The sequence below is a fragment of the Pedobacter terrae genome, assembly GCF_900100705.1.
Taxonomy (GTDB): Bacteria; Bacteroidota; Bacteroidia; order Sphingobacteriales; family Sphingobacteriaceae; genus Pedobacter; species Pedobacter terrae.
Window position 1 is genome coordinate 114,015 of sequence record NZ_FNCH01000009.1, and the last position, 26,224, is coordinate 140,238.

The following is a 26,224-nucleotide window of genomic DNA, read 5'->3' on the forward strand; positions in this document are numbered from 1 at the left end:
TATGTTAAAGCAAATTATCTATATAACGTTATCCATTACACTCTTTACCAGTCAGTTATTGTTTTCCCAACAATCGGTTCGTTTAAACAATAACTGGGAGTTTTTAAAGCAGGATTTGGGTGGCATCTGGGAAGCTGTTCGTCCTGTTGGACTGGGCAATCCCGAAGCGTTACCCCTTTGGCAAAACGTAAGCCTGCCACATTGCGTAAATGCGGAGGATGCGGTTGATCCTGATATGAATTATTATCAGGGACCGGCCTGGTACCGTACACAGCTTAACATCTCCAATCCATATCAAAAGGGCAGAACAATTTTGCATTTTGAAGGTGCAGGGCAAAAAACAGAAGTTTATGTTTATACCACCAAAGTGGCTACACATGTAGGCGGTTATGATGAATGGAAGGTCGACATTACCGATGCGGTGGCTGCTTTTAAAAAAACAGATATTTATCAAAAACAGTTTAAAGGTAAAGTTCCGGTTTCTGTACGAACAGATAATTCAAGAGATCTCGAAATGATCCCATCCGATTTATCTGATTTTAATATTTATGGTGGAATTTACCGTTACCTCAACCTGGTTTATGTTCCATCGCTTTCAATTGATAAACTATTTGCCAAAGCCGAAGTAGATACACAGAGTAAATTGGGTAAAGTAAGTGTTAAGGCCAGGTTTTATCATCCCGACCAGATTGGAGGTGCAGGCATTAAATATAAATTGGTTGATCCAAACGGTAAAATCGTAAATGAAACGTATAAAAAAATAGAAATTTCGAATGGTGATTTAAAATTATGGGACATCGAAATTAAAAAGCCGGTTTTATGGAGTACCGATAAACCACTACAGTACACCTTGCAATATGAATTAATCGCCTCAAGCGGTAATTATAAAGGTGAAGAAAAAATCGGTTTTCGTAACATCGAATTTGTAGAAAAAGGACCTTTTAACCTCAATGGTAAACGTTTATTGTTACGGGGTACCCATCGTCACGAAGATCATGCAGGTGTAGCGGCAGCGATGACCGAAGAGATGATCCGCCAGGAAATGCAGATGATGAAAGATATGGGCATTAACTTTATCCGTTTAGGGCATTATCAGCAATCGCGCATCGTGTTAAACCTTTGCGATAGTTTGGGCATTTTGGTTTGGGAAGAGATTCCCTGGTGCCGTGGTGGTCTGGGTGGCGATATGTATAAACAACAGGCTAAAAGGATGCTCACCAATATGGTAGAGCAACACTACAACCATCCTTCTATTATCATTTGGGGGTTGGGTAACGAAAACGACTGGCCTGGCGATTTTCCTGAATTTGATAAGGAGAAAATCAGAACATTTATGAAAGAACTGAATGATCTTTCTCACCAGCTTGATCAATCGCGTTACACGGCCATCCGCCGATGCGATTTTTGCAGCGACATTGTTGATGTGTATTCCCCTTCCATCTGGGCAGGTTGGTATCGCGGTGCCTATACCGATTATAAAAAAGCTTCAGAAGATGAATTTGCCAAGGTAAAACGCTTTTTACATGTAGAGTGGGGTGGCGATAGTCATGCCATGCGCCATTCCGAAAATCCCGATAAAGCTTTGAGTAAAATCAAAACCGGTGGTAGCGCCGATGAAAGGGCTGGTGATGCTTCATTGTACGGCGGTGCGGCCAGGATTTCAAAAGATGGCGACTGGAGCGAATCGTACATTACCAATTTAATCGATTGGCACTTAAAAGAGCAGGAAACCATGCCCTGGTTAAGTGGAACAGCTTACTGGCCTTTTAAGGATTTTTCTACACCGGTTCGTCCTGATAATCCTGTGCCTTATATGAACCAAAAAGGGGTAGTGGAACGCGATTTTACTAAAAAAGAAGCTTATTATGTTTTCCAGTCTTACTGGACAGCGAAACCCATGGTTCACCTTTACGGACATACCTGGCCGGTGCGTTGGGGCGATGAGGGTGAAGAAAAAATGGTTAAGGTATACTCGAACTGCAACGAGGCGGAGGTTTTTCTGAATGGTAAAAGTTTCGGTAGCAAAAAACGCAACAGTCAGGATTACCCTGCAGCCGGCCTGCGCTGGAACCTGCCTTTTATGAAAGGCGAAAATACCGTTAAAGTAATCGCTAAAAAAGGTAAAGAGGTGGTCAATGATGAAATTAAATTCATTTATCAAACCGAAAAATGGACCAAACCTGCTAAATTGGTCTTAAAGAAAATTGATCAGCAGGATGATGTGGCGACCATTGAAGTAAGACTTTTAGATGAGCAGGGCATACCATGTTTGGATGCCATTAACTGGATAACTTTTGGTTTAACTGGCGATGGTAAATTAATTGATAATCAAGGCACTTCTTTAGGATCCAGAAAAGTACAGGCTTATAATGGCAGGGCGGTGATCAGGGTAAAGTTAAACCGGGGGCAAAGTGCGGCATCCGTAAGTGTTGAAGGATTAAAAACCGTTTTTATCACTTTATCATAACTAACCCAACAATCTATGAATAAATTTATCCCATATACTTTAATCATACTGCTCTGTTTTAGCGGAACAGTATTGGCCTCGCAAAAACCCGATCCGAAAGGACCTGATTTTGAAAAACAGGTGGCAATTATATTAAAAAAACAGATTTTGGCCGAAGCGGCCTGGGCCATGCAACAAAAGCCCATCACGGTAACTGCTTCTTCTTCGCCAAGGAGTGCAGGCGGAAAACACGATTTTTTCTCAGAAGCCGATTATTTTTGGCCAGATCCACAACATCCAGATGGGCCATACATCAACAGGGATGGTTTGACTAATCCTGATAACTTTTTAGACCATCGCAAAGCCATGGTGCGTTTCAGCAAAATTATCGGCGCCTTAGCTTCTGCCTATAAAATTACGGGCGATGAAAAATATGTAAAAGCAGCGGCTAAACACTTTCAAGCCTGGTTTATCAATACTGAAACCTTAATGAATCCAAATCTGCTTTTTGCGCAGGCGGTAAAAGGTAAATTTACCGGACGTAATTATGGTATTATCGATACCATTCATTTAATGGAGGTGGCGCAGGGCGCGTTTGTAATGCAAAAAGCAAAAGCTTTCGATCCAAATACGGCTAAAGGTGTTAAAAAGTGGTTTGCCGATTATACATTATGGTTAAATACCAGCAAACCGGGTATTCAAGAGAAAACGGTAAAAAACAACCATGCTACCTGTTGGGCCATGCAGGTGGCTTCGTTTGCCAAACTTTGTGGGGATGAAAATATGCTCGATTCTTTGCGCAACAGTTATAAAACCATCTTGCTCCCTAACCAAATGGGGCCAGATGGTAGTTTCCCTTTAGAAATGGCCAGAACAAAACCTTATGGCTATTCGATTTTTAATCTTGATGCGATGACCATGCTCTGCCAGATTCTGTCCGGTCCAAAAGATAACCTTTGGAACTTTGAAACTGCCGATGGCAAATCAATTAAAAAAGGAATTCTTTATCTGTATCCATTTATTGCTGATAAAAGCAATTGGCCCTTAAAACCTGATGTGATGTACTGGAATAACTGGCCCGTTGCCCAGCCTTTTTTGTTATTTGGTGCGGTAGAATTTAATCAATTAAACTGGTACCAAACCTGGGCAAAATTAGACCACCAACCACAAGTAGAAGAAGTGATTAGAAATTTACCTATCCGTAATCCATTAATCTGGCTATAATATGAAGATAAAATTAACGATAATAGCATTAACTATACTGTCTTTCAGTATGGTAAAGGCTCAACAAATACATGTGAAAAAGGCTTTTGCAGCTGCCGCTAATCAAACTAATCTATTAATTAAAAATGTAGATTCAGCACGAAAAGTTAAGCCTAGCCTGGTTTCGCCACGCACCGTAGAAAATGGACAGTTCAAAATGGTAGCGTCAAAAGATTGGACCAGCGGATTTTTCCCCGCAGAGCTTTGGTATTTCTATCAGTATACTAAAGATAAAAAATGGCTGGATTTAGCTAAAAAATATACCGAAGACATCAAAAAGGAGCAGTTTAATAAAGGAACACACGATCTCGGTTTCATGGTTTACTGTCCGTTTGGTAACGGATACCGTTTAACAGGCGATCCGGCTTATAAAGCAGTCATTATTCAGGCAGCAAAATCCTTATCTACCAGGTTCAATGCTAGGGCAAGCGTAATCAAATCTTGGGACCATAATGGCGATAAATGGAAATATCCTGTCATTATCGATAATATGATGAACCTTGAACTTTTGTTCGAGGCGACTAAATTGACGGGCGATTCCTCTTTCTACAAAATTGCGGTAACCCACGCCAATACTACCTTAAAAAACCATTTCAGACCCGATTTTAGTTCTTACCATGTAATCGATTACGATACCTTAACGGGTAAAGTGCTTCAAAAAGTAACGGCACAGGGTTATGCAAACGAATCTGCATGGGCAAGGGGCCAGGCATGGGCATTATATGGTTATACCATGTGTTACCGGGAAACAAAAAACAATGCATATTTAACTCAGGCTGATGGTGTTGCGGCTTTTATCCTGAACAATAAAATTACGCCGGCTGATGGGATTCCTTATTGGGATTATAACGATCCAGAAATTCCGGATGTATCGCGTGATGCCTCTGCAGCTGCAATTACAGCATCTGCGCTTTACGATTTGGCAAAATATAGTAATAATGGCAGAAAATATAAGGCAGCGGCCGATAAGATTTTATATTCTTTAAGTACAAAATATAGGAGCAAACCTGGCGATAATTATGGCTTCATCCTGGAGCATAGCACCGGTCACCGTCCGGCAAAATCTGAAATAGATGTGCCGATCAATTATGCCGATTATTATTACCTGGAAGCTTTGCTCAGAAGTAAAAAATAAAATGTTAGATCACGAATGGCATTTTCTTCAATTATCAGCAGATGATGAAGGGTTGTTTAGCCAGATCAGATTTGAACTGTAAATTTGAAATTTATGATGGAAGGATCGAATTGTTCGTAAATTGGGCCCTGATCATCGCAATACCTTTGAGTGGTAAATAAATATATCATATGAAACGAAATCTAAACATCCTGTTTATGCTAACCATGGCATTCCAGGTGTCTGCCCAGCAGAAAAAAGTGGCAAAGCCAATGCAAACGTATACAGTTGCCAATAAAAAGGTAACGGTTTACACCACGGCAAAAAAGTCTGACTACCGCATCAGTAAAACCGAAACTTTAAGTTTTACGGAGAACAAACAACCGTTTGAAACAGAGCCTTGTATTTTTGTCGATCCAACTATAAAATATCAAACCCTGGTGGGTATTGGAGGTGCCTTAACAGATGCTTCGGCAGAAACATTTGCCAAATTATCAAAGAAAAATCAGCAGGAACTTTTAACGGCTTATTATAGTCAGGATAAGGGTATTGGTTATACGCTGGCCCGCACCAATATTGCCAGTTGCGATTTTTCCAGCGAAAGTTATACCTATGTACAGGATAATGACCTGGATCTTAAGACCTTTAGCGTAGTGCACGATGAGCAATATAAAATTCCTTTAATTAAACAGGCCATTGTTGCGGCAGGCGGAAAATTGCCATTATTTGTAAGCCCCTGGTCGCCACCGGCCTGGATGAAAGATAACAACAGTTTAATTCAGGGTGGACATTTATTGCCGGCTTACCGTCAAAGCTGGGCCAATCATTATGTAAAATTTATTAAAACCTACGAGGCCATGGGCATCCCGGTTTGGGGTTTAAGTGTACAAAATGAGCCCATGGCTAAACAGAAATGGGAATCGTGTGTATTCAGTGCTGAAGAAGAACGCGATTTTATTAAAAACTTTTTGGGTCCAACCTTAAAAAAATCGGGTCTCGCCTCAAAAAAACTTATTGCCTGGGACCATAACCGCGACCAGATTTTCCAGCGGGCCAGTACCATTTTAAATGATAAAGCGGCTGCCAAATATGTTTGGGGCATCGGCTTCCACTGGTATGAAACCTGGACAGGCAGCGGCATGCAGTTTGGTAATGTGAAACAAACGCATGAAGCCTATCCCGATAAAGCTTTGATCTTTACCGAAGGATGTAAAGAAAAGTATGATGTAAATAAGTTAGATGACTGGACGCTGGGCGAGCGCTATGGTTACTCGATGATTAACGATTTTAATGCCGGAACAGCTGCATGGACGGACTGGAATATTCTTTTAGATGAAAAAGGCGGTCCAAACCACGTGGGAAACTTCTGTTTTGCGCCTGTACATGCTGATACGAAAAAAGATAAATTAATTTATACCAATGCTTATTATTATATGGGGCATTTCTCTAAATTTATCCGGCCGGGTGCTAAAAGGATAGGCGCAGCATCCAGCCGCGATCAATTGGAATCAACAGCTTTTTTAAATGCTGATGGTAAGTTGGTTGTAGTGGTCATGAATCAATCTGATGACCAGCTAAAATACAGTTTATGGATTAAAGGTGAGGCTGCAACAACAACCAGTTTGCCACACTCCATTACAACATTGGTAGTAGAATAAAATAAATAGAATTAAAAAATGGTAAAAGAAATAGAAGGATTGTTCTCGTTAAAAAATAAGGTAGTGGTGGTTACCGGTGCCACAGGTGTTTTGGGCGAGGCCTTTATTAATGGTCTTTGCGCTGCCGGCGCAACCCTCGTAGTTATTGGAAGAAATGAAGAAATAGCGAAACAAAGGGTTGCAGAGGTGACTGAAGCTGGTGGTAAAGCCATTTACATTATTGCTGATGTACTGAATGAGCAAGACCTGATGGACGCAAACGCAACCATCATTAAAACCTACGGCCGCATTGATGCATTGGTAAATGCAGCCGGCGGAAATGTGGCTGAAGCCGTAATCCAGCCGGGAAGCGATGTTTTTGATCTAAACGTTCCCGCTTTAAAACAGGCGTTTGATTTAAACCTTTTCGGAACCATTATGCCTACGCAGGTTTTCGGGGCAGCAATTGCCAAAAATGGTGGTAGTATTGTGAATATATCTTCGGTGTCGGCCACACAGGCACTTACCCGTGTATTGGGCTATTCAATGGCTAAAGCAGCTGTTGAGAGTTATACCAAATGGATGGCTGTTGAACTGGCCAATCGTTATCAGGATAAAATCAGGATGAATGCCATTGTGCCCGGCTTTTTTATCACCAACCAAAACAGGGCGTTATTAACCAATGAAGATGGTTCCTTAACGGCAAGAGGGCAGGCCATTATCGCTAAAACGCCATTTAAACGGTTTGGTGCGCCCGAAGAATTAATTGGGGCGCTGGTCTATCTGCTCAGTGATGCTGCCAAATTTGTAAACGGCGAAAATATTAAAGTAGACGGTGGCTTTACGGCGTTCTCCGGTGTTTAATGCTACATTATATTGTAAAAATAATCTTTATTATCCTTTAAATCAGTGTAATCATATAAATGAGAAAATTAGAACAAACCTGGCGTTGGTATGGCCCGAACGATCCGGTTACCTTACAAGACGTTAAACAGGCAGGTGCCACGGGTATTGTAACCGCATTACATCATATTCCCCACGGCGAAGTTTGGCCTTTAGCAGATATTCAGGAAAGAAAAGCCATTATCGAGGCGGCGGGCTTAACCTGGTCGGTAGTAGAAAGTGTTCCCGTACATGAGGCCATTAAAACGCGTAGGGCAGATGCCGTGCAGTACATCGAAAATTATAAAACCTCTTTGCGTAATCTTTCGGCCTGCGGCATTAAGATTGTATGTTATAATTTTATGCCGGTATTAGACTGGACACGTACGCAACTCGATCTTGAAATGACCGATGGCTCAAAAGCACTTTATTTCAACTGGATCGATCTGGCCATTTTCGACCTTTATATCTTGAAACGTGAAGGGGCCGACGCAGATTATGCAGAATCTATTTTAGATCGGGCTGCGGCTAAATTTGCTACTTTAACCGAACAGGATTTGGTTGATCTCCGGATTAATGTATTAATGGGCATCCCTAACGAAAAAGAAATCGAACTGGAAACTTTGCGCAACAGTATTAATGAATACAAAGCAATTGGCACACAGGGTTTAAAGGAGAATTTAAAATTTTTCCTGTCATCCATTGCTGAAGTTTGCACAGCAGAAGGGATTAAAATGACCATTCACCCTGATGATCCGCCTTATGCCATTTTAGGCTTGCCAAGAATCGCCAGCACGCTCGAAGATTTTAACTATATCATTAAAGAAGTAGACCAGGCTTTTAATGGGGTTTGTTTCTGTACGGGTTCTTTAGGCGCTGGTATGGGAAATAATGCATTAGAAATTTTTAATGCGGTTAAAGAAAGGGTGTATTTTGCACATTTACGCAACGTTAAAAAGGATGAAGACGGTAGTTTTTACGAAGCCGATCATTTAGGTGGTGATGTAAACATGTATGAAATCATGAAAGCATTAACTGCAGAAAATGCACTGCGCGATAAATCCATTCCTTTCCGTCCAGATCATGGCCACCAGATGTTGGATGATCTGGCTAAAGAAACCAATCCGGGTTATTCGGCCATTGGGCGATTAAGAGGTTTGGCCGAATTAAGGGGCTTGGAGATCGGGGTAACCGGTAATTTCAAATAATGATCCGTCATCCTCGCGCAGGCGGGCATCTTAAAAGAACAAACTTAAGCTGTAGATCGAAAGACCTGCGGCTTTTTTTGCAGTCGTCCCGATAGAGTCGAAGAATAATCGGCTTAGACGCATTTGATTAAATATCTGGAGCGCAAAGCCTTTGCTAAATAGGATAGCGTGTCCCCGTCTTTCGCTTTTATGCTTTCCCGAAAATTCAGGATTCATCGTTGCTGGAGGATAACCGCTCCAGCCAGGTCTAAATTGCTCTGCAGCATTTCATATTTAGCGTTTGCTGGGTGCATTAGCCTTTGTCTCTAAAACCCGATTAGAGCGAAATAGCCCGGAGCGCAGCGAGGACTATAAGCGGAAGCGGGGATGCAAACCGCCTGGAACCACAGGCCGTATATTTCCTAATTTTACAAACTCATTCATTGAGTCGGTATGAATATTAACCGATAGGAAAATTTAACTCAATATAGATAAACACAAACGATTTTTTTGTGCGTTTTCATTAATTTTTTCCACTTTTTATCATCATGAGCGTATTAGAAGGATCTTTCAAGTAAGATTACCATAGCTGTAAATTTATTTGTAAAAATTTCTCTTTAGGCTGCATTTTATCGGTCTTTCGCCAATTCCGAAGCTTAAAAGCATATCCAATTGTCACCATTTTAACCCTGATCTGCTTGTGGCTTGAAATTTGAGTCCTTAAATGATATGGAAAACAGCAATAAGCCCACAAAGAAAATCTTAACGCCCTCGGTTGTACACAATGATTTGCCAGAGGTTAAAAAGCCGGAGCATTTGAGAAAATTGCCAGCGCGTAATGATGATGCATTGCCCGAAAATCCGGAAAGAAATTATCACCACGAAGAACTAAAAAGTGTAAGTTCTGGCCACAAGGAAATTCGGCAGGCGGATGATGATGTTTGGAATGGGGAAGATGCTTAATCTTTGATTATCAGGATTTATAGGCTTGAAACTACCACCATATCTGGTGAGTTAATTGATCCGATGGCTATCTTTAAACATTTTAATTTGTCCTGTGAATGTGGAACAGTTATTAAAAGACTAGCGCCCTATAAGCGTATAGAATTCAATCAAGAAAAGTATGATGCGAATGTAAAGAGGCACGACCGGATTGTCAAATGGAAGAATGCTATTGACAACATCAAGCTACTTTCAATAGGTGTATTAATAGTAATTGTACTTGTCACGTTAATAGGCTTCTTATCTTACGGGTTTGACCCGAATAGAAGTTCAATTAACAATATCCTCGGGAGTAAGCCATAAGTTCATTATGAAAACGGAGGATTATACATCGCTGAATTTGATTATAGCTTTGGCAAGATTGAGATTAACAAGCCCGCGGGTAACTTTAAGCAACTTAATAGTAAGGTATATAACTTTTTTAAAGAACAAAATGGTAATTGCAAGGTCTATGTGAAAATTGAGAGGGAAGATAAGTATGGTAACAAATCAAATTCTTACGTGATGAAAGGCACCATTGATGTAAGTGAGTTGAAGAAGTACTCCGACGTTGATCACTGGTCGAAAGAAATACAAATCCTAATGCTAATAGAATCATTTCGATGTTTGGTAAAGTAAAGTAGTAGGCAAACCGTTTTGATGCATCGTAATTCACTCCTTCTCTCATTTAGTGGCTTACAGCGAGAAACGAAGGGATTAGTGTTTATATTGATGTAGGTTTCTAATAGAATTGCTTCTGGTTTTATTAACTTAGCATCATGGCTAACACCTCGAACACCTTTTTCACAGCAGACCTATATAATTCTGAAATCCATTTGGAAATAAATGAAGATATATTGAATAACATATATGCTGATGGGATAAAGTCAAATGATAGTCTAAAAATAGAGTTTGTCTTTATTACAGATAGTGAGGATAAAGCCATTTTATTGAAAGACAAACTTTTAGATCAATTTCCTTCATACAGTAAGGTTTCTATTGTCGAAACTGATGGTTTTTTTGATATCCAAGGAATTACTGATAAAGTCGAAATGTCTTTAAATGAAATTAACAATTGGAATCAAACAATGTGGGATTTCGGTTATCAATATGACTGTCAATTAGACGGTTGGCAGGTCGGGGTTTAATTAAAATTAATTAGACGCTCCTTAAACCAATCCTTTCCTCACAATGGCGGCTTAAGTGCGGAAAGGCTCGGTCTAGTCATTGATTCTGTGCAAAACGGCAATTGTAGTACTTGTTTTATAAGTTACTGCGTTCACATCTTAGCTTTTGGTTCTTAGCAAAAGGCAGTGCCAGTAGGTATGAAGATCGGTACTACGCCATGTCTAATGCCACTTAAAACACATGCCATCACACTCGTTCTGTCATGGTTTTAATTTTGGCAAAGCGGATCGCTCATGAATGCTATCTCTATCTTTATCTAGGATTTGCTACGTATCATCCTGGATAAATCTAGTCAGGCTCCACTTTTCAGCTCACCTGCGTAATCGAAAATGCTGCGCTAACGCTTGTGTTAAAACATAGATCGAACCTCGCTGCTGAGCAGCTACCAGTTCTCACACATTTTCTCAGTTCGCATTGACAGTGAGCGTACTTAAATATGCGTATTTAAAGTTTTCCTTATTGGCGTTAGAGATTAAATTTATATCTTACAAAACTAAATGTTTAAGCTCTTATCAGTTCCTTTTTTTAATAGATTATTCGAGTGCAAGCGTTTATAAAAGTTTAAAAAACATTAAACTGTACGCATATTATGCATTAAAAACTGCGATAATCGATTTAATCGAGCTTTTTTGATTTTTTAGTTGCGTATATTTATGAGTTACAAGCAAGTTTAAAATGACACGACAAGTAGAATTTGATATAGCATTATCATTTGCAGGTGAAGATAGAGATTATGTAGACCAAGTAGCGCATATTCTTAAGTCGAAAGGAATTAGTGTATTTTATGACAAATTTGAAGAGGCTAATTTATGGGGTAAGAATCTTTATGATTACTTGAGCGACATTTATAGAAATAAGGCACTTTATACAATAATGTTTGTCTCTGACAACTACAATAAAAAGTTGTGGACAAATCACGAAAGGCAGGCAATGCAGAGCAGAGCATTTCAAGAGAATCAGGAATATATATTACCAGCAATGTTTGACGAAACAGAAATTCCAGGCTTACTTCCAACAATCGGTTATATATCACTGAAAGAAAAAAGTGCTGGTGACTTTTGTGAAGTTATTTTCAAAAAGCTTGTTTTAGGCGGACGGACAATTCCAAGCGACCAAGTTAGGAAAAGCCTATCACCGCTTGTCAAAATTCCTAAAACCGATCCGTCTAATTTTTCTGTAACAGTAAAGAATGAAAAAGGAGAGCCATTTATTGGAGCTGACTTATTCTTAATCGCTGATAATGATACTCACCTGAACAACAAGACAAATAGCGAAGGGAAAGCAACATTTGTAATAAACACGAGAAGAAGTTATAAACTTTATTTTGCCAATGCGAATTATCCGGCTTATATAGTTGAAAAAATAGATCCCGTGAATAATTTTGAAATTTCAGTTCATTCCTCAGAGAATATTGGTTCGGTGATTTGTACTAGCACCGGGTATATACCAGGGCTGAAAGGTCGATTGAATCCAATTCTAGACACTTCCAACAGAACTTACTTGTACGCAGACAATATTGCAATTGATGGCGGACTGCCCCAACCAGCGACATTTAAAGTGAATATTCCAATGGACTTAGAAGATTGTGAAGGTATGATTATGCAAGTTACAATAAAGGACATTCAAGGGCGAGTTTCCTTAGTAGAATTTGTAAGACCAGTAATTGAAGAATGAAAAAACCTGCTTATAACACGGGCTTTGCGTCAGGTGGGCTGACGTACAAACTTGGAGCCTCTAATAAACTCAGTAATAAATTGAAAATTTTGCGCTCCAAAACTCGTCAGAACCAAAGCTTCAGAATGTTATAGGAAGAGCTAAAAACCTCGGGAAGTAATTGATACTAGACTGACTTATTACAGGAGCTTGTAATGACCCTGAGTTGTTTAGAAGTCCTAACGTTCCAAAGCTGCAAGCCATTAATAATACGAAAAGTATATGAACGAAAATATTAAAAAATACCAGCCAACAGTGATGAAATTAACTTGTACGCTTCCCTTGGAGAAGCTTTAATGAAAACTCAGGTAGTTGAACAGGCATTGAACATTCAATTACCCTTAAGATGAATCCTGACGAAACAAAAGAACGAGCTGATGAATTTTTACTACAAAAACAACGGTATACTTTAGGGCAGGCTATCAAACTTGCAGTTACAGAAAAGTTGTATAGTCCATCAATACAAAGTGAATTAGATGCTTTTCTGGAACTAAGAAATTGGTTAGTTCACAATGTTATCTGTGGAAACGAAGAGGATTTTAATGCGGGAGTAATAAAAATGAATTGCTTGATAAAATCGACTCTATTAGGGACAAAGCTGCAATTATCCATCGTAAGATAGAATATAATTTGATAGATTTTTGTGAGTCTAAAGGAAGGGATACGTCAAAAATTAGAGCGGTATTAGAATTGCAGGACCAAGGAATGAGAATTCGAATGAAGTCTTGATGTTGTTTTAGTAAACTCATAACTTATAAACATAATACTTAGGTGTACTAATTGTAAAACCAACTTTTATCTTTCACCAATTTTATTGCCACTCTATAACCCCCTTCTAATATTGTTGGATTTTACGCTTCTATTGCCTATAAGTATAGCTTACTCAGAAATTTCCAATCACACCATACTTCAAGACGAAGAAAATAAGTTAAATGTATATTTATAGTTTTTCATTAATTAATTAAAGCAAGTTCATCTTTCTTCTTTATAAGTTAAACTTTTATAAAAATGGCTAATTGTAGCAAGATCAACTATTCACATATCCAAAACTTAACCCCCCCTTAAAAGAAGAAACAGATTGATAATTGGATATTGAGAAGTAACATTATATAGTATCTATCTCACTATAGCGCCAATTTAAGCTTATCCCTTCAACACATTTCAAGAAATTCCAGCATAAACGCTCATGTAGCCATTACACAGGCTATTTATTCCGTTGTTTCTTGATTTAGTTGAGTTGAAGCTTGCTCAAGTACCATAATTAATCCAAATAATATGGTACAACAAACTCAATTTAAAGTAGCTGAAGTAGAAGTAAGCTATAATTGAAAAATTGTTGATGTTATTCTACTAGATTAGCTGCAAGTAAAGATGAAGAAATGGGATTGCCAGTCAGATGATATCCTATAAAGATTTGTAAATTTACTAAACATGCTTAAGGATAATTCAATATGAAAAGTAACAGCAGACTATCTAGGTGGAAAAAGGACAAAGAAAGCTCTCCAGTTCTTTTTGAACATCCAATTAATCCTAGGTTTGAAATTTTATTGAAAGAATCATCAAAAAAAAAGGAGGAAGAGAAAACTAATTTCTCCAACTATACCTTAACAAAGCTTGCGCTTGAATTTATTTTTGACATCAAAAATAATGTACCAGTTATTCATGTAATTTCACCTGTTTTTGACACAAATAAATTTGACATCAGGTATGACCATTTTTTAGATATCCTTTTTTCAGGTGATGATAAAGAAATTGAAAAAGAAGTCATAAATTCTTTAGGATTGGCGGTTGCTCTGGAAGTGCCAATATTTCCAAATAATGCGATAGCGGAGAAAAAACTTAGTTATTACTATCAAAAATTAATTAGTGAAGGATTTACAGCACCAGATGAAAATGGAGAGGATGTAAAACTAATACCTACGAATGCGAAAAGAACCGAGGATTTTAAAATAGAAAATTTTAAAAATATAAATTTAACAAACTATTGGTCAGCTTCCGATTTATTGCTTTTAAGGGACTCTGTCAAAAATGAGTTGATGAAGCTTAACAATGCACATCGTACCTTAACCTATCTTGAAGTAGCTATTAAAGAGTTTGCGGATCTATTAAAATCGGAAACAAGAAATGAAAATAGGTTACAAGAAACGCTGACCAAAAATCCAATATTATTTGGTTTAGAATATTCAAACATCATTCCAAAACATAAACTAGGTGCTGAATATGAAGTTGATTATGCACTGGAAAGATTTTCCGGGTTGATCGATTTAATGGAAATTGAGTCAAGTGCTTTACAACTTTTTACAAAAGCAGGCAACCCTTCAAGCCATTTAGTTCATGCAGAACAGCAGGTCATAGACTGGCTAGACTGGATTGAAAAGAACGGCTCTTATGCTAGGCAAAAATTACAGGGGTTAGTAACACCAAAAGGTTATATTATAATTGGAAGAAGTTCAGATTTAACTGATAAAACAAAAGCAAGTTTAATACGTAGAAATAAGGCATTCAATGGTCTTATTAATATTTTAACTTATGATGATGTTTTGCTTAAAGCTCGTACAATGGTTAAAATTTTAAGCCATGCTTAGCAGAACTTTTTAACTATTTTCTTCGAAGAATATCCAAGACTTAAACCATTCCCTTAAAAGAAAGAAATAGATCAAAAGTTGGATATTGAGTGATAGTGATATGTAGTATCTATCTAATCATAGCACCAATTAAGCTTCCCCCCTCAACACATTTCAAGAAATTCAGGCATAAACGCTCATGTCGCCATCACACAGGCCATTTATTCCGTTGTTCCGTTCCTTAATTGGTTTGAAAGCTTGGTACCTGTGCCATATTTAAATATATACAAAATGGTACAAGAACAATTTAAGGTAGCTGAAGTGCAACTAAGCTACAAGCCCGATTACAACATCAACGATCGTCCAAAGATTACCTCATCAAACCAAATGTTTCAGCTTATAAAGAATCACTGGGACACGGGGAAGATCGCATTCCTCGAAGAGTTTAAAGTAATCCTATTCAATAGAACTAATAGAGTTCTTGGCATTGCAGATATATCAATGGGTGGCGTGAGTGGTACTTATGTCGATCCTAAGGTAATATTCGCTATTGCTTTACAAGGTAACGCATCAGGAATAATACTTGCTCATAATCATCCAAGTGGATTGCTTTTGCCAAGTGATGCAGATTTAAAATTAACTAAGAGGTTGGTAGAGTGCGGTAAGCTACTTGATGTAAATATCTGGGATCACCTCATAATAAATGAAGACAACTACTACAGTTTTGCTGATGATAGCATGATCTAGGAACTTTGAACTTCAGACTAAAGAAACTAACTTTGAATTAACTAATAGATTTACAAACTAGCGTGCCAAATGCGAAACAAACTAGGATAGAGCTAAAATAAAAAGCTTTCAGTTTTTACTGAAAGCTTTTTTTGTACCCCGGAAGGGTGTTAAATAATTATTGAAAATCAGATACTTATCAGTTTTGTACATAAGAAGAGTGAAACATTTGATTTGTATTTTACTTGCTTTTCATTCCAAGTTCCCGATATAGTAGTTCATTGTGCCGTTCAAGAAGTGCGACATATTTATCTTTCCAATAGTCACGTTCTTTCAATGCATCGGCTACAGTAATAACCTTATAATCTGAAAGCGGAGCGTCATACTGTGATGTGAAATCGAGCAATTCAGGAAATTGCACTGAGAAATCGTATTTCAGAGCCTTACCATATTTTAGAATTATGGCATAATCTAAATCGGATTTAGAAAAGTGTCGGTATACAGTCGTACGCTCATAATTAGTCTTACGTGCAACTTCTGCAATAGATATCCCCATATCCTGCACTACTTTTTCTAAAATTTTTCCTCTGTCTATCAACTTGTTACAAAATAAAGCGTTATATTTTTTCATTCATACAACACAAAGTGTTGCATAAGTGTATAATATGTTACACTTTTGTACAACAGTGATGCGACACTTACGCAACACAAATACGACACAAAGATAACAGTCAGACAACAGCCTGTAAATACTATAAAAGTACTATGATAGCGAAACACGATTTAAACCTGGTAAAGAAAAACCTCCCGAGGGATTGGGTAGCAAAGGTTATGGAAAAAGTTCCATACAGTGCTACTGCGATCAGGATGGTAATGAGGGGCAAACTCGATAACAATGAGATTCTAGTCGCAATTATCCTCGTAGCGAAAGAAAACAAGGCATTACAGGATCTGAAGGCCAACGTAATCGAAACTGAATTAGTAGACCTGAAAGCATGATAGCCGGATTAGTTTGTAATAATGGGGAGTTTTTTACTCATGATCACGAAAATCATTTAGTTTTCGATGGCCACAGGTTGCCTTATGCTGAGTTTCCAATTGAGGTGCTTCAGGTGATTGATAATTCTATTGAGCCTGCTCACCAAAAAGCCCTGGACACAATGGATATCCTCGATATCGATAGCCGTAGAAATAAATGGCTTTCATGTAACCAGGCCAACCTTGATTTTGTGGCGGACTATAACCCGAATAAATCAAAGCTGGAGAGAGAGGTTGTGCAATGCGACCACCGCCTATCGTGCGATCAGAATGGTATTTTATGCATAAGCCCTTCTCAAGGTTCTGGCTTGACGGATCGACGCCTCCAGGTTCTTCAATGCATTGGAAAAGGAATGTTGGATAAGGAGATCGCTGTTAAGCTCAAAATCAGCGAAAAAACTGTCCGCGTTCATAACAAATATTTAAGAGACTTTTTCGGCTGTCACAGAAAAGCCGATTTAGCCCTACGTGCTAAAAAAATCAATTTAATATAAACCCTTAAACAAAAGCAATGATGGTAAACGCTCATTTATCACAGATGCAAGACAGTGGCTACGTGCACGCTGTTTTCAAAACCGACAACGGATTCCGGGTAAGTTCCGAACAGAAAAAAAAGGTTATGCCACCACTTAAGGCGGTAAAGGAGCAAATGCTCTTTGAGAACCGAAATACTATTGCGAAAACTTTAATCGGTTTTCTTCAGCAAAGGAAAGTAGCGCTTAAAAACCATCCAATGGGTGATGTAGCTGTAAACCTTTACGAAATTATTTATTCCAGTAGACTGAAGCATTTTGATGAACTGGTGAAAATTATCGCATATCAGTGTCCAAAGTTCTTAAAAGTTATGCCCAAAGTTGGATCTCGATTTCACAACAACTTTAAAGAAAAAATAGAACCGATCCTATCATTCTGCATCGGAAGTGAATTAAATGGCGGGTAGAGTTCTTGGGTAGCAAGTGCTACCTCCCGAAGTGCCTACGCCTGGCGCCAGGGGAAATGGTTCGGAAATGTTCTGGGGCGAACCATTTTTAAAATATTAGCCAGATAGCCTCGCACTGTAACAAATGCGGGGCTTCGGCAGTGAGAGCGTTAATTTAGATTCTGGGGTTGAGCGAAAGTTCCCCCAGGTTTAATAGCTCGGGTATTAACTTAACAACTCAATATTATGGCTCTTAGCTTCGATTTAAATACAATGACTAAAGAAGAAAAAATTTTAAAACTATATAATCTTATTGACGGGATTATAGATGTAGTAGAATCCCTTGGTTTAGACCGGCATTTTTTTATTGATGCAGAGAAATATGTGGTTTACAGGTTGAGATCTGAAATTTTTAAGATTGATGATGAAGGTAGCGAAACCAGTTAAAGAGACTTGCTTGTAGGCTCGTAAATAGAGGAAAGACCCACCCCGCTTCCCAAAAGCCCGACACCTACCAAGGTTCGGGCTTGGGGTGGTGAGAGCGTTAATTAGTCGCCGGTAGGAACATTTGGTCCGCCGGTGCTAATACCTCAAATAAACCGCACTGTTATGAATGAAGAAACCACTAAAAAACTTGCCCACTGGCTGGCCAATGAAAAAATGAATATTGATAAGCTTTCGAAGGTTAATCCTGTTCAGGCCGCGAACTATGCTCAAGCTAACCTCGAGCTTCTACAAAACTTCTTTTTAGCACCGGTAAATGTTAGGCACGTATTTATAAAATTATGATTGAGATAATCCTACTTCTTATGGATCAACAGCGTTCTGATATTCTGTTGGCGATAAAACTTCGAAAGGCTAAAAGAACTGAGAAGTTTCGACTCATGTCTGGTGGTTGTCCGTGTTGCATAAGAAGGATGATCAGTAATACCTATATGATGAGCGACGATCAGCTTCAGCTTGAAAAATCAAAATTAGATGAAACAATCTGGGACTTATTATCACACATAAAAATTGACCAAATATTATGAAACGAAATCTTAACGCGGAAGATGTCAAACCAATCATGGGATGGATCAGCTTTTTCTCTCAAGTTACCTTAATAATTTTATTGCTGATCGCCTTGCGCTATGGCCTGGCTACAATTTTAGCTGAAGCCTATAGAAATGAGGTGAAACAGCATCTAACCAAATAATTTGCCATGCCTAAAATCACCAGACTTGCAGATTTCGATTTTTCTGTAGAAAACTTCCTGGATGCATGTTCTCCAGCAGAACTACGGGAGGTAGACCTTTTGATCCAATCAAATCGATATCGCAACAAAATGAATGCAAAAACAAAAAAGCTTACCAATACCGCTGATGAGAAAGATAAGATCGAAGCTCTTGGTTTCAATTCATCTTTTCTGTTAGGCGAAAACAAACAATAAACACTCTCAACACTCCAAACACACAAACAAACCATGCCTTACTTTGAAGATGCAGACATTTTACAAGCCACTAATGGCGGACTGGATATCATACTCAGCTTATATCCGGATGCCGCAAAAAGTGTAGATCAACCTAACCGAAAATTTAAAACAAGAGAAGAAAAGACAGCATCAGCAAAATTAAACCGGTTAGCTGACGGTACCTACCTTGTTGTGGATTTTGGCGATGATGCCAAAAGCCGCAACGCCATCCATTGCTATGTTATTGAACATGCCTGCGATTGGAACACCGCACGGAATGAACTGGCCAGCCGCTACAATATCCAGGGAGCTGATCCATCTAAATCAGATATTAAGGCCATTTATTCTGAAAGGCCTGCAGAATCAGCGGAGGCTGACGGTACCTGGTCGTATGAAACCCGTGGCTCATTTAATGATATCGAAATAGAAACGATTGTGAGCACAAAAATCAGGGAAAGCTTTAGTTGGAAAAATGAGGATGAGAAAAAGGCAAAGTTTGCCCATGGCCATATCTCAGATAAATTGAAAGAATACCATTTCCATCCAATGAATTCCTATTCCATCATCAAAAACAGAAAGGTGATGACCTTTTCCGCATCAGATAAATACCCGATGTTTTTAATTGATGAGGGAACAAAAGAAGAAGGATCAAAAGAAACTGACCGCTTTCAAAAGATTTACCAGCCTTTGCACCCCGAGAAAGCAATGCGTTTTATGTACATCCCCGGGAAAAAGCCGAAAGATTTTATCCATGGCCTCCAGCAGCTTAACCTTGCATACGATGAGCATCGTGAGCGGATTGAGCAGGAGGACAAAATTGAAGATGGAGAAAAGAAAAAGCGCAAGGATGATGATTATAAACTCGATGAGGTAATTCTATGTACCGGTGGTTCTGATGCCATAAATGTTGCTTTATGTGGATATCGCGTCATATGGTTAAACAGTGAGTCTGCCGTTCTTCATCAGTCCCAGTATGATCGGATAGCTCAAAAGGTTAAAAAGTTCTATAACCTTGGCGATTTAGATGAAACAGGCGCTAAGCAACGCCACAAGCTTTGCATGCAGTATTTGGATATCTACGATATCGAATTGCCATCAGAGTTACAAAAGCATTATGATAAGCGTGGAAATCCGTGTAAAGATGTTCGTGATTACTTTAATCATTTCAAAAAGAAAGATTTTAAACTCCTGGTAGAATATAGTGCCATGCCTTACCGGTTCTGGGAAAAGAAAGCCCAGTTTAACAAGTCTGGAGATTTTACCGGCTATGATTACAAATTCCGGAACGAGTACGCTTATAATTTTCTCCAGAGAAATGGATTTTACCGGCTACCGGTTGGCGACAAGGAAACGGACTTCGAATATATCCAAATTGAAGGGAACACGGTCCGTGTCACCTCAGCCATAAAAATAAAAGCTTTTGTAAAGGATTTTCTCCGGAGTCGTCACATGGATATCGATCTGCGGGACGAAATGCACAGAACAGCTCAGCTGAATGATAGCAGCCTGAATAGCCTTGATGAGATTGATATCGATTTTATTGATAACGAAAAGGGAAAGCAGTTTTTGTTCTTTAAAAATAAGACCATCGAAGTAACTGCCGTGGGTATTATTGAGCATAAGCCTGGTGCAGTTAAGCGGTTTGTGTGGGAGGATGAAGTTTACCCTCACCGCTGGCAAGCACCAAAAGAAGAGCCATTTGTGATCACCAGGAATGAGCTTGGCGAATATGATATCGAGATCAAGAACAAAGATTGTCTTTTCTTAAAGTACCTGGTGCAAACAAGCCGTGCTCACTGGCGCAAAGAACTCGAGGAACTTCTGCCAAAATCCAAACTAACCGGTATTGAGCAAGAGGAATACCTGGCCAGGAATAAATTTGCTATCGATGGTGAACTATTGTCGGAAGATGAGATCATTGATCAAAAGCGCCATTTGGTAAATAAGCTTTTTTCCATCGGTTATTTGATGCACCGGTATAAAGACCGGTCAAAGCCCTGGTTCATTTTTGCCATGGATGGCAAGGTGAATGAAGATGGCCAGAGCCATGGCGGTTCTGGTAAATCTATATTATATGACGTGGCCATGAAAACGTTGTTGCGCAAGCACTTTATGCTTAATGGCCGTAACCCAAAAATCACGGATGATCCCCACAAGTATGACGGCCTTACCGAACACCATCGCTATATATTTATAGATGACGCACACGAGTACCTAAAGCTTGATGTATTCTATCCGGATATCACCGGCGACACTAAGGTTAACCCGAAGGGAAAAAAGCCTTATACGATCACGTTTGACAGATCAGGTAAGTTCTCTTTCTCAAGCAACTACACCCCGAAAAATTTAGGGCCTTCAACTGAACGCCGTATGATCTACAACGTTTTCAGTGACTATTACCATAATATGGGAGAAACGACCGACTACAGAGAAAGCCGTGATCCGAGTACTGAGTTTGGCAAGCAGCTTTTCGTAGAATTTAATGAAGCAGAGTGGAATAACTTTTACAATACGGCTGTTTATGCGCTGCGCTTTTACCTGAGCTCTACTGAAAAAATTACTCCAGCAATGGGCAATGTGAATAGAAGGAATTTAATGGCGGCAATGGGCCCGGTATTTTACGATTGGGCAAAAACATACTTCTCTGAAGAAAGCGGTAAGCTTGATATTTTCTTTGCCCGGGAAGAGGCATATAAGGATTTTGTTTTCATGAATAACCCGCAAAAGTTCACCGCCCAGACGTTCAAAACTAAGTTGGCAGCGTTCTGCAGGTTGGAAGGTTACCTATTCAACCCTAAAAAATTCCTTGGCAAGCAAGGTAATATCATCCAGAAAGTTGAACGCAAGCATTACGATGCCAGATCAAACACCTGGACACCACTTCCGGAAATGCCAAAGGTTGCCTCCGAGATGTTTTATATCCAGGCTACACATGATCTGCCTGAGGGAATTGGGGATGAATCGAATGTGTCAGCTGATGAACTTGTAAAGAGAAGGATCAGTGAGATCCAGAACACGGCCCAAACTAATATTCCTTTTAATGAAAATGTCAATCAATCTGAAAGTAAAAGATCACTAGATCCTAATGATCAGGACGATGATTTCCCAATTAAATAATAATGGAAGTACCTGGTGTAAATACGAAATGGAATGTAACCGGAACCGCCTTTAGGTTTCAGATAATTGATATCTGGAGTACCGGTGCCGGTGACAATTATAAGCGGACAATGTATGAGCTCAAGTATGAACACACCACTAAAATACAGTACATCGAAGCCGTTCGACTGCACGAGTTGATAAATGATAATAAAATTGAATTAATAAATAATCAGAAATTATGACTGAAACCAAAAAACAAACGAAATCACTTGAAGTGCAAATTCAAGATCTGATGAGGCTAAAAGCGGAATTAAAGGAGAGCTTAAAACCTTCCCCTTTACGTGGAATGCTGGAAACAATGTTTTCGAGCCTTGAAAAGCAATCCAAAGATGATCCTTTTATGCGGATCAATAGTAAATACATGAAGGAACTGCAGGAAGCAAAGGAATTCGTTACGAAAAAATACATCGAAGAAACTGAACTTGAAATTAACCTGCTACTAAAGGAGTTATCTAAATCAGTATAATGAAAGACGGGATCATTCTTTTAATCATTCTTGCTTTGATCCTGGCAATTGCCAGTTAGCAAAACCGCCCCGCCAGTGCGAATGGCCGGGGCGGTAAATAATTAATTATTTAAAGAACAACAAAGATGGAAAAATTACAAGAAAACACAGAAGAATCTAAAGATTCGGCATTAATTAAATCGTTGGGTATTGCATTCCCTGAGGCTAAAGTTCAGGATTATGGAATCGGATTTATGTTTAAAATAACTGCTAAAAAGGTTGATCCTCTGCAATTTCGCAACCTCGTGGCTATAGCGGCAATGTACAGTAGGGATGTTGACATAATTCCATCCCATGGAAAAATTGTGATCACACTCTCAGAAAGTGACGGTAAAGGAAATGACTAACCAAATCAGAACATTTGAGCGCGGTGATCAGGTGATCACCATTGCTCCTGCTGGACGCGGATTATTCGATGTCGCCACAGATCACCATACAATGACTCTGGATGCTCATGCTGTTCAAAGCTTTATCAAAAGCGGAAAACTTACAGAAATAACGAAATAATGGAAATACTCAGGATTGACGAAATAACAGTTGGCGATATCATTTTAATTGATGCCGCCGGGCAGGGCGAGTATATGATTGTAACGGTTGCAGAGGTAAGTATTGACGATGAATCAATTATTCCCAAAGAATTGTCCGGTTTAGATTATTCACCTCCAGACTCGTCTTCTATAGTAGTATTAGGCCACGAATCCGACCATCCAGGCGTTTTTATCCAATGCCTAAGTCCAAACTCAGATTCAGAATAAACATAAAATGAAACTAACAGACTTCTTTAAAAAAGTAGAAACACCGGCGGGAAATATCCTGGTGTATAAATTAAACGATCTCTCAAAGCCTGAAAACCCCTTTATATGCAAAATAATCGCTGTCACGGAGGAGTCGGAAACCATCGATACAACCGTCAGCTTCTCTGTTGAAGGCAATCGAGACGAGTTATTTGCAAATCCGGAGCGGCAGATCCAGTCAATCCTTAAAATGGTTCCCTATCTGGAGAGTAAAGCAAAAAAGCAAGAAACAGCCAGAACAAAATAATTATAACAGATGGTATAACCCCAGTAATGGTTAATTAAACGATGTCAACTTATAAATTAGATTACTACAAAACCAAATACCCGGATGCAGTCCAGTATTTGGAAAGAACACAGGCATTTGTATCCGAGGATGAGGCTAGAAAAATTGCCTATAAAGGAGAAGACACTCAAGCAAAATGCCTATTCAAAGTTTTGATTCCAAGCACCCATAAATCTACTCAACAGTACATTTTTTCGGAGCAGGCACTAAAAGATGAGTTGAAAGAATTAAACCGGCGACAGGTTCATGATGAGCAGCTCATGGAACGCTATCACTAGAGAATATGAAAGGGCGAAAAATCAAATTGGAGGATATTTAATGACTTTAGGGTTTTCACAAGAGATCAAAGGGGTTAAGAACTTCTTTGTCCCTAAAATTTGGACAGGGTTAATGCCTACAACATTAAGCGGTACAGAGCTTAGAGCCGTACTTGATGATTACCATTTGTACAGTAAAAATCACCTGGTAAAGTTTAGCAGCAACTTCGAAATTTTAGATGTTAAACCAAAGCTTCACACAGTCAGAAAAGGTGATCGCTGGCGTTCCGGTATAGATATCCACATGGTCATCAATAACCGAACTGGTAACCGTTTCCAGTTCGCGCCAACGATAAAGTGTAAAAGCGTTCAGACTATTGAAATTAAGTGGAAAACCGAAGATTGGGTTTATCTCTATGTTGAGGGCCGTCATATAGATTTTGTCGAGATTGAAACACTAGCAATTAACGACGGTTTCGAATCAGTAGAGGCATTTTTCGATTACTTCAACAAAGACTTTACCGGCCAATTAATTCACTGGACTGACCTTACATACTAAAAAGGCAAAAGGTTCATGATTAGCCGATCATGGACCGCTATCATTAAATAACAATGGAAAATAGACGTCAAATAATAGAAAAGTTTGTTGCTGAAAATTACCTTAAAAAGAGCGCACCTGATATGGCCGCTCATTTTAACTGCTCAGCAACAACGATCAAAGCAATCCGGAGCAACCTTGGCTTAAAGGTTCCGTTGGCCCTTTCAAAAAAATGGACCGGAGAAAAAAACGCGACCAAAACCACCTGCAGTATTGAAGATGATCAGTACATCGTTGACAACTACCTTCTGAAAGGTTCAAAGAAAATGGCCAGAGAGTTAAATTTTAGCACGACGAAAGTTTTGACCAGGATGAGGCAATTAGGCTTGGTTGTACCGGAAGAAGTAAAAAGGTTGCGCTCGCTTGATAATCGCTTTAAAGCCGGTAGCGTTCCTGTCACCAAGGGGAAGAAACAAACCGATTACATGACGGCAGAAGCTATTGAAAAAACTAAAGCAAGTAGATTTAAACGTGGCTCCAAACCAAAAAACACACTGCCAAGCGGAACTATCACGATCCGTACAAATTATAAAGACGGCACCCAAAAAAAATGGATATCACTAGGCATTAATGTCTGGGTGCCATTGCACATCCATATTTGGGAAGATGCGCATGGGAAAGTACCTGCTAAACACTGTGTGCGGTTTAAAGACGGCAACCCGCTTAATTGCGAACTCGATAATCTTGCATTGGTAAGCAAAAAAGACAGCTATCGTCTGAATTCCCTTGCGGGAAAAGGTTTGTCGGCTGACCCAAGGATTAAAACACCAAATAAACGCAGGTCTCAAGCAGTAAGTGAAAGGAAGAAGCAGTAATGGGAAGATGGATTGATCAGGAGCTTTGAAAAAAAGGCAATAGTAATAGCTCTGCAGAAAGCGAAAGAAAGTGCGAAAGCTAATGCTAACCTTGTAAAGGCATTCAATCAACTGGAACGGGAGCACAAAAAGTTAAACGCTGCAAATAATAAACAGCTTATACGGAACAACCTGAAAATCGAAAAATGGGAATCGGCGCTTATTTTGAAATTTGAACGATCTGCGACCAAGTTTGCTAAGCAGAAAGCTAATGCTGAAGCCAGAGCTTTAAATAAATCTATCCCAAAATCTAACTGGGAAGATCTGATTATTAAAAAGTTCGAAGATTCAGCAAAAAGTAATCTTAAACGGTTACAGAAACAGAAAGTAGCCCTTAAAACTTCACCTATAAAGGCAACTAAGACTCATAAAGCCAAAGCAAGCCCAGCAAAGGACCAAAAACAGGCAGAAAAAGAGCGGTTATATAAGGTCAAACGCGAATTGGAAAAGCTTCAGGCGAAGCGGGATAAAGAAAGAGAAAGAATTGAGCGGGAAACCCGAAGCGTTATGCCAACCAGGAAAATTGATGAATCTAAACTTGTTGCCGTAAGACTTGACGCAAAAACTGTTGTATTTGTTAAACCTGGTGTCGATCCAGAAACAGTTAGAAATAAGTTTCTATCAAGCCAAAGTGCCCGCTCACAATGACAAAGAAACATACAT

30 protein-coding genes are annotated in these 26,224 nt (G+C 39.1%); 29 read left to right on the plus strand and 1 reads right to left on the minus strand.

Going from position 1 to position 26,224, the window contains the following annotated elements; translation table 11 throughout:
* Window position 1: 1 nt before the first annotated feature.
* The 12 genes from BLR60_RS12980 to BLR60_RS13045 all read left to right on the plus strand — a co-directional run bounded on the left by BLR60_RS12980 (window position 2) and on the right by BLR60_RS13045 (window position 15,722).
* Window positions 2-2,467, plus strand: a complete 2,466-nt coding sequence (locus BLR60_RS12980; protein WP_090500473.1) for a glycoside hydrolase family 2 TIM barrel-domain containing protein — start codon at window positions 2-4, stop codon at window positions 2,465-2,467.
* Window positions 2,468-2,482: 15 nt separating this feature from the next.
* Complete coding sequence (locus BLR60_RS12985; RefSeq protein WP_090500475.1) at window positions 2,483-3,670, plus strand: alginate lyase family protein; 1,188 nt, start codon at window positions 2,483-2,485, stop codon at window positions 3,668-3,670.
* 1 nt (window position 3,671) lies between these two features.
* Entirely contained in the window at window positions 3,672-4,844 is a 1,173-nt protein-coding gene (locus BLR60_RS12990; RefSeq protein ID WP_090500477.1) for a glycoside hydrolase family 88 protein, read from the plus strand.
* Window positions 4,845-5,014: 170 nt separating this feature from the next.
* Complete coding sequence (locus tag BLR60_RS12995) at window positions 5,015-6,481, plus strand: glycoside hydrolase family 30 protein (protein WP_090500479.1); 1,467 nt, start codon at window positions 5,015-5,017, stop codon at window positions 6,479-6,481.
* A gap of 18 nt (window positions 6,482-6,499) precedes the next feature.
* Window positions 6,500-7,324, plus strand: coding sequence for an SDR family oxidoreductase (locus tag BLR60_RS13000; protein ID WP_090500481.1), 825 nt, complete (start codon window positions 6,500-6,502; stop codon window positions 7,322-7,324).
* A 59-nt stretch (window positions 7,325-7,383) separates the two neighbouring features.
* On the plus strand, window positions 7,384-8,550 hold the full coding sequence (gene uxuA / locus BLR60_RS13005) for a mannonate dehydratase (protein ID WP_090500483.1): 1,167 nt from the start codon (window positions 7,384-7,386) through the stop codon (window positions 8,548-8,550).
* A gap of 708 nt (window positions 8,551-9,258) precedes the next feature.
* On the plus strand, window positions 9,259-9,492 hold the full coding sequence (locus BLR60_RS13010; RefSeq protein WP_090500485.1) for a hypothetical protein: 234 nt from the start codon (window positions 9,259-9,261) through the stop codon (window positions 9,490-9,492).
* Between the two features lie 797 nt (window positions 9,493-10,289).
* On the plus strand, window positions 10,290-10,658 hold the full coding sequence (locus BLR60_RS13020) for a ribonuclease E inhibitor RraB (RefSeq protein ID WP_090500489.1): 369 nt from the start codon (window positions 10,290-10,292) through the stop codon (window positions 10,656-10,658).
* Window positions 10,659-11,373: 715 nt separating this feature from the next.
* Window positions 11,374-12,372, plus strand: coding sequence for a TIR domain-containing protein (locus tag BLR60_RS13030; protein ID WP_090500493.1), 999 nt, complete (start codon window positions 11,374-11,376; stop codon window positions 12,370-12,372).
* Window positions 12,373-12,757: 385 nt separating this feature from the next.
* A complete protein-coding gene (locus BLR60_RS13035) occupies window positions 12,758-13,033 on the plus strand; it encodes a hypothetical protein (protein ID WP_090500495.1) in 276 nt (91 codons plus the stop codon).
* 829 nt (window positions 13,034-13,862) lie between these two features.
* A complete protein-coding gene (locus BLR60_RS13040; RefSeq protein WP_090500496.1) occupies window positions 13,863-14,996 on the plus strand; it encodes a Shedu anti-phage system protein SduA domain-containing protein in 1,134 nt (377 codons plus the stop codon).
* 270 nt (window positions 14,997-15,266) lie between these two features.
* Complete coding sequence (locus BLR60_RS13045; protein ID WP_090500498.1) at window positions 15,267-15,722, plus strand: JAB domain-containing protein; 456 nt, start codon at window positions 15,267-15,269, stop codon at window positions 15,720-15,722.
* A gap of 220 nt (window positions 15,723-15,942) precedes the next feature.
* Here BLR60_RS13045 and BLR60_RS13050 read toward each other — a convergent pair whose 3' ends face one another.
* Window positions 15,943-16,332 carry an HTH-type transcriptional repressor FabR gene (locus BLR60_RS13050; protein WP_090500499.1) on the minus strand — a complete coding sequence of 130 codons (390 nt, stop codon included), beginning with the start codon at window positions 16,330-16,332 and terminating at the stop codon, window positions 15,943-15,945.
* 134 nt (window positions 16,333-16,466) lie between these two features.
* Between BLR60_RS13050 and BLR60_RS13055 the strand changes: the two genes are divergently transcribed.
* The 17 genes from BLR60_RS13055 (at window position 16,467) to BLR60_RS13130 (ending at window position 26,209) form a co-directional block, all read left to right on the plus strand.
* The gene (locus BLR60_RS13055; RefSeq protein ID WP_090500501.1) at window positions 16,467-16,700 is read left to right on the plus strand and encodes a hypothetical protein; all 234 of its coding nucleotides are present in this window, start codon (window positions 16,467-16,469) and stop codon (window positions 16,698-16,700) included.
* A complete protein-coding gene (locus tag BLR60_RS13060) occupies window positions 16,697-17,233 on the plus strand; it encodes a helix-turn-helix domain-containing protein (protein WP_090500503.1) in 537 nt (178 codons plus the stop codon). Before BLR60_RS13055 ends, BLR60_RS13060 begins: the two co-directional genes overlap by 4 nt.
* A 17-nt stretch (window positions 17,234-17,250) precedes the next feature.
* A complete protein-coding gene (locus tag BLR60_RS13065; protein ID WP_090500505.1) occupies window positions 17,251-17,679 on the plus strand; it encodes a hypothetical protein in 429 nt (142 codons plus the stop codon).
* 252 nt (window positions 17,680-17,931) lie between these two features.
* Window positions 17,932-18,105 (plus strand): hypothetical protein, encoded by a 174-nt coding sequence (locus tag BLR60_RS24670; protein WP_167354731.1) that lies wholly within the window; start codon window positions 17,932-17,934, stop codon window positions 18,103-18,105.
* A gap of 162 nt (window positions 18,106-18,267) precedes the next feature.
* Complete coding sequence (locus tag BLR60_RS13070; RefSeq protein ID WP_090500507.1) at window positions 18,268-18,447, plus strand: hypothetical protein; 180 nt, start codon at window positions 18,268-18,270, stop codon at window positions 18,445-18,447.
* A 238-nt stretch (window positions 18,448-18,685) separates the two neighbouring features.
* Window positions 18,686-18,853: a hypothetical protein gene (locus BLR60_RS24855; RefSeq protein ID WP_167354732.1), complete on the plus strand. Its 168-nt coding sequence runs from the start codon at window positions 18,686-18,688 to the stop codon at window positions 18,851-18,853.
* Window positions 18,854-18,859: 6 nt separating this feature from the next.
* On the plus strand, window positions 18,860-19,087 hold the full coding sequence (locus BLR60_RS13080) for a hypothetical protein (protein ID WP_090500511.1): 228 nt from the start codon (window positions 18,860-18,862) through the stop codon (window positions 19,085-19,087).
* Between the two features lie 33 nt (window positions 19,088-19,120).
* Window positions 19,121-22,225 carry a primase-helicase family protein gene (locus BLR60_RS13085; protein ID WP_090500513.1) on the plus strand — a complete coding sequence of 1,035 codons (3,105 nt, stop codon included), beginning with the start codon at window positions 19,121-19,123 and terminating at the stop codon, window positions 22,223-22,225.
* A 2-nt stretch (window positions 22,226-22,227) separates the two neighbouring features.
* The gene (locus BLR60_RS13090; protein ID WP_090500515.1) at window positions 22,228-22,449 is read left to right on the plus strand and encodes a hypothetical protein; all 222 of its coding nucleotides are present in this window, start codon (window positions 22,228-22,230) and stop codon (window positions 22,447-22,449) included.
* Window positions 22,446-22,733: a hypothetical protein gene (locus BLR60_RS13095; protein WP_090500517.1), complete on the plus strand. Its 288-nt coding sequence runs from the start codon at window positions 22,446-22,448 to the stop codon at window positions 22,731-22,733. The genes BLR60_RS13090 and BLR60_RS13095 overlap by 4 nt, the downstream gene beginning before the upstream one ends.
* Before the next feature lie 125 nt (window positions 22,734-22,858).
* The gene (locus tag BLR60_RS13100; protein ID WP_090500519.1) at window positions 22,859-23,119 is read left to right on the plus strand and encodes a hypothetical protein; all 261 of its coding nucleotides are present in this window, start codon (window positions 22,859-22,861) and stop codon (window positions 23,117-23,119) included.
* A gap of 159 nt (window positions 23,120-23,278) precedes the next feature.
* A complete protein-coding gene (locus BLR60_RS13105; RefSeq protein WP_090500521.1) occupies window positions 23,279-23,527 on the plus strand; it encodes a hypothetical protein in 249 nt (82 codons plus the stop codon).
* 7 nt (window positions 23,528-23,534) lie between these two features.
* Window positions 23,535-23,813 carry a hypothetical protein gene (locus BLR60_RS13110; protein ID WP_090500523.1) on the plus strand — a complete coding sequence of 93 codons (279 nt, stop codon included), beginning with the start codon at window positions 23,535-23,537 and terminating at the stop codon, window positions 23,811-23,813.
* A 41-nt stretch (window positions 23,814-23,854) separates the two neighbouring features.
* Window positions 23,855-24,130 (plus strand): hypothetical protein, encoded by a 276-nt coding sequence (locus tag BLR60_RS13115; protein ID WP_090500525.1) that lies wholly within the window; start codon window positions 23,855-23,857, stop codon window positions 24,128-24,130.
* A 112-nt stretch (window positions 24,131-24,242) separates the two neighbouring features.
* A complete protein-coding gene (locus BLR60_RS13120) occupies window positions 24,243-24,668 on the plus strand; it encodes a hypothetical protein (protein WP_143009078.1) in 426 nt (141 codons plus the stop codon).
* A 122-nt stretch (window positions 24,669-24,790) separates the two neighbouring features.
* Window positions 24,791-25,522, plus strand: coding sequence for an HNH endonuclease signature motif containing protein (locus tag BLR60_RS13125; RefSeq protein ID WP_167354733.1), 732 nt, complete (start codon window positions 24,791-24,793; stop codon window positions 25,520-25,522).
* A 12-nt stretch (window positions 25,523-25,534) separates the two neighbouring features.
* Window positions 25,535-26,209, plus strand: coding sequence for an ABC transporter ATP-binding protein/permease (locus tag BLR60_RS13130; protein ID WP_090500530.1), 675 nt, complete (start codon window positions 25,535-25,537; stop codon window positions 26,207-26,209).
* Window positions 26,210-26,224: the final 15 nt, after the last annotated feature.

What these genes read in the sequence shown, in the direction of transcription:
- BLR60_RS13065 (WP_090500505.1), top strand. Translation starts at nt 17,251, where the DNA reads ATGATGGTAAACGCTCATTTATCACAGATGCAAGACAGTGGCTACGTG.
- BLR60_RS13045 (WP_090500498.1), top strand. Translation starts at nt 15,267, where the DNA reads ATGGTACAAGAACAATTTAAGGTAGCTGAAGTGCAACTAAGCTACAAG.
- BLR60_RS13115 (WP_090500525.1), top strand. Translation starts at nt 23,855, where the DNA reads ATGTCAACTTATAAATTAGATTACTACAAAACCAAATACCCGGATGCA.
- BLR60_RS24855 (WP_167354732.1), top strand. Translation starts at nt 18,686, where the DNA reads ATGAAACGAAATCTTAACGCGGAAGATGTCAAACCAATCATGGGATGG.
- BLR60_RS12985 (WP_090500475.1), top strand. Translation starts at nt 2,483, where the DNA reads ATGAATAAATTTATCCCATATACTTTAATCATACTGCTCTGTTTTAGC.
- BLR60_RS13040 (WP_090500496.1), top strand. Translation starts at nt 13,863, where the DNA reads ATGAAAAGTAACAGCAGACTATCTAGGTGGAAAAAGGACAAAGAAAGC.
- BLR60_RS13100 (WP_090500519.1), top strand. Translation starts at nt 22,859, where the DNA reads ATGGAAAAATTACAAGAAAACACAGAAGAATCTAAAGATTCGGCATTA.
- uxuA (WP_090500483.1), top strand. Translation starts at nt 7,384, where the DNA reads ATGAGAAAATTAGAACAAACCTGGCGTTGGTATGGCCCGAACGATCCG.
- BLR60_RS12990 (WP_090500477.1), top strand. Translation starts at nt 3,672, where the DNA reads ATGAAGATAAAATTAACGATAATAGCATTAACTATACTGTCTTTCAGT.
- BLR60_RS13080 (WP_090500511.1), top strand. Translation starts at nt 18,860, where the DNA reads ATGCCTAAAATCACCAGACTTGCAGATTTCGATTTTTCTGTAGAAAAC.
- BLR60_RS13095 (WP_090500517.1), top strand. Translation starts at nt 22,446, where the DNA reads ATGACTGAAACCAAAAAACAAACGAAATCACTTGAAGTGCAAATTCAA.
- BLR60_RS13060 (WP_090500503.1), top strand. Translation starts at nt 16,697, where the DNA reads ATGATAGCCGGATTAGTTTGTAATAATGGGGAGTTTTTTACTCATGAT.
- BLR60_RS13105 (WP_090500521.1), top strand. Translation starts at nt 23,279, where the DNA reads ATGGAAATACTCAGGATTGACGAAATAACAGTTGGCGATATCATTTTA.
- BLR60_RS13090 (WP_090500515.1), top strand. Translation starts at nt 22,228, where the DNA reads ATGGAAGTACCTGGTGTAAATACGAAATGGAATGTAACCGGAACCGCC.
- BLR60_RS13070 (WP_090500507.1), top strand. Translation starts at nt 18,268, where the DNA reads ATGAATGAAGAAACCACTAAAAAACTTGCCCACTGGCTGGCCAATGAA.
- BLR60_RS13085 (WP_090500513.1), top strand. Translation starts at nt 19,121, where the DNA reads ATGCCTTACTTTGAAGATGCAGACATTTTACAAGCCACTAATGGCGGA.
- BLR60_RS12995 (WP_090500479.1), top strand. Translation starts at nt 5,015, where the DNA reads ATGAAACGAAATCTAAACATCCTGTTTATGCTAACCATGGCATTCCAG.
- BLR60_RS13010 (WP_090500485.1), top strand. Translation starts at nt 9,259, where the DNA reads ATGGAAAACAGCAATAAGCCCACAAAGAAAATCTTAACGCCCTCGGTT.
- BLR60_RS13110 (WP_090500523.1), top strand. Translation starts at nt 23,535, where the DNA reads ATGAAACTAACAGACTTCTTTAAAAAAGTAGAAACACCGGCGGGAAAT.
- BLR60_RS13120 (WP_143009078.1), top strand. Translation starts at nt 24,243, where the DNA reads ATGCCTACAACATTAAGCGGTACAGAGCTTAGAGCCGTACTTGATGAT.
- BLR60_RS13055 (WP_090500501.1), top strand. Translation starts at nt 16,467, where the DNA reads ATGATAGCGAAACACGATTTAAACCTGGTAAAGAAAAACCTCCCGAGG.
- BLR60_RS13000 (WP_090500481.1), top strand. Translation starts at nt 6,500, where the DNA reads ATGGTAAAAGAAATAGAAGGATTGTTCTCGTTAAAAAATAAGGTAGTG.
- BLR60_RS13050 (WP_090500499.1), bottom strand. Translation starts at nt 16,332, where the DNA reads ATGAAAAAATATAACGCTTTATTTTGTAACAAGTTGATAGACAGAGGA.
- BLR60_RS13035 (WP_090500495.1), top strand. Translation starts at nt 12,758, where the DNA reads ATGAATCCTGACGAAACAAAAGAACGAGCTGATGAATTTTTACTACAA.
- BLR60_RS12980 (WP_090500473.1), top strand. Translation starts at nt 2, where the DNA reads ATGTTAAAGCAAATTATCTATATAACGTTATCCATTACACTCTTTACC.
- BLR60_RS24670 (WP_167354731.1), top strand. Translation starts at nt 17,932, where the DNA reads ATGACTAAAGAAGAAAAAATTTTAAAACTATATAATCTTATTGACGGG.
- BLR60_RS13020 (WP_090500489.1), top strand. Translation starts at nt 10,290, where the DNA reads ATGGCTAACACCTCGAACACCTTTTTCACAGCAGACCTATATAATTCT.
- BLR60_RS13030 (WP_090500493.1), top strand. Translation starts at nt 11,374, where the DNA reads ATGACACGACAAGTAGAATTTGATATAGCATTATCATTTGCAGGTGAA.
- BLR60_RS13125 (WP_167354733.1), top strand. Translation starts at nt 24,791, where the DNA reads ATGGCCGCTCATTTTAACTGCTCAGCAACAACGATCAAAGCAATCCGG.